Origin of the sequence: Sulfuricurvum sp. RIFOXYD12_FULL_44_77 (genome assembly GCF_001830725.1) — a bacterium.
Lineage (GTDB): Bacteria > Campylobacterota > Campylobacteria > Campylobacterales > Sulfurimonadaceae > Sulfuricurvum > Sulfuricurvum kujiense_A.
The window spans coordinates 1-3,416 of the sequence record NZ_MIBU01000254.1 but is presented as its reverse complement, the minus strand read 5'-3'; the positions used below and the strand labels follow the sequence as shown (position 1 = coordinate 3,416).

The following is a 3,416-nucleotide window of genomic DNA, read 5'->3' as shown; positions in this document are numbered from 1 at the left end:
GAGAATCAAGTCCGCCAAACGATCTTCGACGATCTCATAGAGTGCCCGTTTAAGCGGTCGTGCCCCATAAACCGGATCAAATCCCGCGCTCGCAATATACCGTTTTGCCGCATCGCTTAGGGTGAGGGTAATGTCTCTCTCTACCACTTTTGCCGCAATGTCTCTAAAGAAGAGATCGACGATACTGAGAATTTGCGCTTCGCCTAATGGATTAAAGACCACCACATCATCCAGACGGTTCAAAAACTCCGGTTTAAAGTGTTGCTTGAGTTCCCCGAGTACCATCTCTTCTAGTTGAGGATCTCCGTGATGCGCCATGATCTTGTCGCTGGCGATGTTGGAGGTCAAGATGATGATCGTATTGGTGAAATCGACCACCACCCCTTTGTTATCAGTCAGACGCCCGTCATCAAGTACCTGTAACAAGACATTAAAGACATCGGGATGGGCTTTCTCAACCTCATCAAACAATATAACGCTGTAAGGCTTACGACGCACCGCCTCGGTAAGCTGTCCCCCCTCATCATAACCCACATACCCCGGAGGGGCACCGACGAGACGAGATACGGCATGTTTCTCCATATACTCCGACATATCGATACGGATCATCGATTCACTGCTGTCAAAGAGAAATTTTGCCAACGTTTTCGCCGTCTGTGTTTTTCCGACCCCCGTAGGTCCAAGGAACAAGAATGATCCGATAGGACGGCTTTTATCGGAGAGTCCCGCTTTGTTCCGCTTGATCGCACGGGCCACCGCATGGGTTGCCTTCTCCTGCCCTACTACATCACGATTCAGTTCATCCTCGATATGGAGTATTTTATCTTTTTCACTTTGGAGCATTTTGTTGACAGGGATTTTTGTCCATCGGCTCACGATCCCTGCAATTGACGCTTCATCAACACTGTTTTTAAGAAGCGTCCCCGACGCCATCATGTTTTTCCATTTCTCCTGAAGCACTGTTTCTTCTTCGAAAAGTTTAGGGATTTGACCGTATTCAATCTCTGCCGCTTTGTTAAAATCGGCATTTTGTTTTGCCAACTCCGCTTCACGCCGCTTCGACTCAAGCTCCCCTTTGAGCTTCGCCATATAATTAAATACCTCTTTTTCATGCGAGAACTGTGCATCCAGACTGCGGCGTTCTTCACTCACATCGGCAAGCTCTTTTTTAATCTCTTCAAGTCGTTTGGTATTGGCGACGCTCTCTTCCATTTTAAGCGCCTCTTGTTCAACGTTAAGATTCGTTTGGCGACGTTTAACGGAGGCAAGGGCATTCGGCTCAGACTCAATCTGCATTTTTAACTCGGCTGCCGCTTCATCGATCAAATCGATCGCTTTATCAGGAAGAAATCGATCATTGATATAGCGATCGGAAAGTTTTGCCGCAGCTACCAATGCCGAATCGGTAATGGTAACGTTATGGTGTGCTTCAAGACGCTCTTTCAGTCCGCGCAAAATTTGCAACGACTGATTCACACTCGGTTCATCCACATTGACCGGTTGAAACCGGCGTTGAAGTGCCGCATCTTTTTCGAAATATTTACGGTACTCTTTAAGTGTCGTTGCCCCGATCGTGTGCAGCTCTCCCCGCGCGAGGGCGGGTTTGAGGATATTGGCGGCATCCATTGAACCCTCCGATGCACCCGCCCCGACAATGGTGTGGATTTCATCGATAAAGAGGATGATGTTGGCCGATTTTTTCACCTCATCAATAACGGCTTTCAGACGATCTTCGAACTCACCCCGATATTTTGCTCCCGCAATCAAAGAACTCATATCGAGAGTAATGACCCGTTTGTTTTGAAGAGAGAGCGGAACCTCTTTGTTCACAATCCGCTGTGCCAATCCCTCGACAAGCGCTGTTTTACCTACCCCCGGTTCTCCGAGGAGTATCGGATTGTTTTTTGTTTTTCGGATGAGAATCTGCATCATACGAGAAATCTCTTCATCTCGTCCGATGACAGGAGAAAGTTTCCCCTCTACCGCTTCTTTAGTTAAATCGATTCCGTATTTGGAAAGCGATTCCAAATTTTCATCCGATGTTTGAGAATCAATCTTTTGACCTGCACGCATCGCTTCGAACGTTTTACGCAATTCAAATACATTGAGATATTTTTCCAATATCTCTTTAAAGGGGGAATGGTTTAAATTACCCATTAAAAACGTATCGATCGCGATAAATTGATCCCCGTTTACCGCCATTTCAGCGGAACCTCGCTGAAGAGCCTGAACAAAATTACGAGAGAGTCCAATATTCTCTTTGGTAACGTGAGAAGCCGTAGTGAGATTTTTAGCGGCACTTTTAACATCGAGTTCAATCGCTGTTTTATCCACGTTCATTTTGATCAATGCTTGATTGAGCGGCGAATTGCTGTTAGCCAGCAACGCCCATAAAAAATGGATTCCTTCTACTTCACTGTTTTTATTGTGTAATGCTAAAGAGATCGACGACTCGATCATCTCGGTCATTTGGTGGGTCAATTTTTCAAATAGTTTCTTCATTGTTAATCCTTATTGTAAGTTAGAAGAATTATAATACTTTGAGTCACTTATTGTCAAGTCTTTTAAACACAATGACTCATAGTAAAAATGCCGACACGATTCCGATGATTCCGCCAAAGACTCCGCCCCATACAACCAACCATCCTAAATGTTCTTTCATCAGCGCATGAAGCATCTCTTTTACCATTATCGGCGTCAGTTCCGCAAGGCGGGAGACAACAATACTCTCAATCGTTTCACTCAAATGTCCACTCCCTTGGTGCATCTGTGCGTTAAGGGCATTCATAAACGATTCACTCCGAGAAATCTCAATCGTGGAGGCTTTGATTTTCTCCAAAAACGGTTCTTTGAGTTTTCCGATAATCGCTTCACCGCCGAACATTCCGAGCATCCCACCCAAACTTGACTCCATCACGCTTTTTACCAAAGCATTGTAGGCGGGGGTAAAATCGGTTTGTTCAATAATGGGGGTTAAATCGAAAGTGCGTTCTTGCGATTGGACAAAACTCTCAATTTTTTCAGGGGAGAAAAACTGCTCCATAATAAGTATTTTTAGCGCTTCTCGTATCGATTCAAACCGATCAATAATGATCCCCGAACCGTAAAGATAGGGTACTTTTTCGAAAAGCATATGGATAGCCAGCTGATTGGTCACCGCTCCGGAGAGGGCGAACAATCCGCCACTGCGTACAATATCTGCCGTCATACCTGCTTGTGTGAATGATACTCCGACCAAACCTAGTGCAATAAAATTTGTTATCCATCCTTTATCAATCATCAAAACTCCTTTAGTTAATACACATATTATACAAAAAAGGTTACAGTTGCGGAAAATTTGAAAGGTCGGAGATGATTTTGCACTCAATGTCCACACTCCTCAAATCAAATAACACCTCTGCCATACTCGCAGCACT

2 protein-coding genes are annotated in these 3,416 nt (G+C 44.9%); both read right to left on the bottom strand.

What is annotated here, in order from left to right; genetic code table 11:
• Positions 1 to 2,502, bottom strand: a 2,502-nt coding sequence (locus A2517_RS08990) for an AAA family ATPase (RefSeq protein WP_294896245.1), incomplete at its 3' end; no start/stop codon positions are given.
• A gap of 76 nt (positions 2,503 to 2,578) precedes the next feature.
• Positions 2,579 to 3,280 (bottom strand): DUF445 domain-containing protein, encoded by a 702-nt coding sequence (locus A2517_RS08985; protein WP_367187995.1) that lies wholly within the window; start codon positions 3,278 to 3,280, stop codon positions 2,579 to 2,581.
• Between the last annotated feature and the right edge of the window lie 136 nt (positions 3,281 to 3,416).